This window comes from Pseudovibrio sp. W64, assembly GCF_001623145.1.
GTDB lineage: Bacteria > Pseudomonadota > Alphaproteobacteria > Rhizobiales > Stappiaceae > Pseudovibrio.
This window is the reverse complement of sequence record NZ_LMCI01000021.1, coordinates 1,975-4,931: the sequence shown is the minus strand read 5'-3', so window position 1 is coordinate 4,931 and position 2,957 is coordinate 1,975. Positions and strand designations below refer to the sequence as shown.

The window sequence follows — 2,957 nt, the reverse complement described above, 5'->3', positions numbered from 1 at the left end:
GCGAAGGCAATCTTGTCATCGGCGTTGGCAAAAACAAAGCTGAGACCGTGATGGCAACATCCTCCGAATTTGTAGGAACCGTAAAGGTTATGAATGTCGGAGCTGGATATCAACGTGCTGTTGGCGGAATGATGAACAGCTCGATCGCCATGGGGAAGTACGAGGATGTTGGCATGAACAAAACTACAGTGGTGGGCAAACGTTATGAAATTGTATGTGGTGGATGCAAAATCGTGATGAATAGTGATGGCACAATGCTGATTGAGGCTGAGAAAGAGCTCGTCCTCAAAGGCGGCAAAATTAAACTTAACTAGAGGGCCATAGCATGATGTATTCAGAAGCAGCACGGCTCTCCGATTTGGCTGATCACAAACAAAATCGGGATAGTAACCGAGATGACAGTTTTGCAATTAACGGAGTAAATTCATCCTCTGATATTACCGACTTTGAGTTGTCAGGCCCAGAAGCCCTTGCGAATATGACTCAACTCATTACTCAGATGAAAGGTTCAACGTTTGAGGTGGATGCAGGCTTTTTTGATGAAGTTGCGATGATGTTATCGGTGCTCGGTTTGTTTGGTGCATCCTCAGATACCGGTTTAAGTTCTCAGTCATTCGGGTTTAAGAACAACTCCTTCGCAGATGCCAAAGAAAGTTTCTTCACAGTAGATTACGTGAATGCCTTTGAAGCTTTCCCAGGCAGTGGGGAGAGTTTCGGTGAATGATTTTACCAAATTTTTGCAAAGTCAGCTTGGGATTGAAAATCCGTTACCATCACTCCCGTCAGATATCTCATTTCCAAGCTTACCGAATGAACTGCCTATCCCTAATATATGGCCTGACGAGGGAGTTTCCCCAAGTCAGACAGGCCCTTCAAAAACTCTAGAGCAGATTAAACGGTTGGTGCCCGATCAGGTGCATAATCGCCAAACCTTTCAAGACCAAAAGTGTGGGGTTGCGCAGGCTATCGACGAAAAAATCGATGAGTATGCCGCTATGGCGCAAGCACTTTTAGATCTTTCTGGTTGGAATGGGGAAGAGACGCAAGACAAAAAAATTGAGGAAATAAAGCAAGGAATTAATAGTACGATTGACTATATTGCGAAGCATTTCCCACTTGGTGATGCCCCTGTGCGGGAGCTTCAAGAGCAAAAAAGACATAAAGAAAGCATGTTGGCAAGTTTCAAAACTCAAAAAGCCAACGGCCCACACGCAAAATCCTTTGAAGCGTATTTAGACAAAGAAATCGATAGTCTTGAAAAAATAATCGCTGGGATTAATGTGGGCATCGCTCAACGAGGGAAACGAGTTGAGGACGCAGCTTTACATCGTGCTGAATCCTGGGAATCATTTAAAAGTTTCTTTGCCGAGGCTTACAAGGGGTTAATGGATCAGTTGACGCGTTGTGGGTTACTCAGCGCGGTCCAATACGCCCAATCGAAACTGGCAATCTTTGCCATAGAAACAGTAGTGCTGGCTGGGGTTGGCAAGGTGGTTTTAGGGGGTGTTACCTATGCTGCCAAAGGGTTCACAATACTTGTCAAAAAGGCTGATCGTACCTTTCGGGTGCGAGTGAACTCGGATGAGATCGATCCAGCAATAAGACAGCAACTTGACAATAAAGATCTTGGTAATCATGACGCGAGAGATATCGCAGATGGTGACAGTGGTAATTCCAAAAAAGTGGTCCGCAATGATGATGAGGAAATTGCGGCAAAAACTGGTGCCACCGCAGCGCAAATTTCAGCGCGAAGAAGGGTAGCAAGAAAATTTTATGCAGAACAGAACATGGATCCAGATGCAATAAAAGGGGAAATTAACGGGATAGACCTACGGTATCCTTTAACGCTCGAGCCAGTCGGGAAGGGACAGAAATTATATCAATATTTACGAGAGCCTGACCCAAGATATACCCCCAATACAGGCAATTTTTTCACCCCGGATGAGGGAAGCCAGCCAACAAATTTAGGAATTGGCCCTCTTGGGCGTGAAAAAAAGCCCAGGCAGTTCGTAACCAGTAAAAACTGTACTGCATTAAAGTCAATTGCTGCTGCAATTGATGATGACTGGACAGTATCCGGCGTAATGCAGTCAACAGTGGGTGGAGGTCGACAGTGGCGTTTTAAGTCAGGCTGCAGACCAACAATGAAAGATGAGGGTAAAGTTGTCTCCTATCGTTAAGATTGATTCAGTTTCAGAGATGCTGCAAGCTTGCATCTATTTTCAACATCGTTTTCAGGAACTTTACGACATCTATAAGGATAATTGGTTTTCATCAATTGTCGAGCAAATGAAGTTCATAGAAGCCAACGCACGAGTTAAAGGCGAAGTGCAAAAAAAGCTTAAGCAAAAGATATTTGAACAATACCGGCAAGCGGGCGAAGATGTGGAATCTATTAGTCCTGAGCTTGCTGATAAATGGGCGTGCTCTTTGCAAAAGTTTGAAAGTTTTCAAATTAAAAATAAAGAAAATTACCATGATGAGCTGCAAGAAATATCTACACTATGTAATAGTCATATGAGAAAACTAACTGATGAGAGTGACGATTTCAGGAAGTTAAAATTACTAGATAATCGTATTTATAGTGTTCAGGTTAATGTGCTTGAAGAAGACGATATCGAAAAAGAATTCTATAGAACAACCCTCAATTTTGGATTTCTCTCAAGGAGAGGATTAGATGGTTTAGATGAGGACCTAATTAATGAAGTCAGTGCCTTTTCCAAGTTTTTTTGGAGTAATTTAGGGAAGCAGTTTTAATCATGCCAGCTGCCTATAGAAAAGGCGATATCGCCGCAGGCCACGGGTGCTTTCCGCCTACGCCGTCGTCAGCCGGAAGTCCTGATGTGTTTGTAAATGCTATTGCTGTGGTGCGTGTCGGTGACGGCGTTATCCCGCATGGTTGCGGCAATTGTCCACCTCATCCTCGTTCCATGTCAGCGGGATCTGGATCCGTGTTT

At 43.9% G+C, this 2,957-nt stretch carries 3 protein-coding genes and 2 pseudogenes; all 5 read left to right on the top strand.

The genetic code is table 11. The features are described 5' to 3' along the window. Window positions 1-314 (top strand): annotated as a pseudogene (locus tag PsW64_RS27590) (type VI secretion system tip protein VgrG); the annotation flags it as partial. Window positions 315-325: 11 nt separating this feature from the next. Continuing rightward, window positions 326-724: a hypothetical protein gene (locus tag PsW64_RS10780; RefSeq protein WP_063303598.1), complete on the top strand. Its 399-nt coding sequence runs from the start codon at window positions 326-328 to the stop codon at window positions 722-724. Continuing rightward, entirely contained in the window at window positions 717-2,180 is a 1,464-nt protein-coding gene (locus PsW64_RS10775; protein ID WP_063303597.1) for a polymorphic toxin type 46 domain-containing protein, read from the top strand. Before PsW64_RS10780 ends, PsW64_RS10775 begins: the two co-directional genes overlap by 8 nt. Beyond that, complete coding sequence (locus tag PsW64_RS10770) at window positions 2,164-2,757, top strand: hypothetical protein (RefSeq protein ID WP_153042361.1); 594 nt, start codon at window positions 2,164-2,166, stop codon at window positions 2,755-2,757. The genes PsW64_RS10775 and PsW64_RS10770 overlap by 17 nt, the downstream gene beginning before the upstream one ends. Before the next feature lie 2 nt (window positions 2,758-2,759). Then, a pseudogene (locus tag PsW64_RS27775) lies at window positions 2,760-2,957 on the top strand (PAAR domain-containing protein); the annotation flags it as partial.

What these genes read in the sequence shown, in the direction of transcription:
- PsW64_RS10780 (WP_063303598.1), top strand. Translation starts at nt 326, where the DNA reads ATGATGTATTCAGAAGCAGCACGGCTCTCCGATTTGGCTGATCACAAA.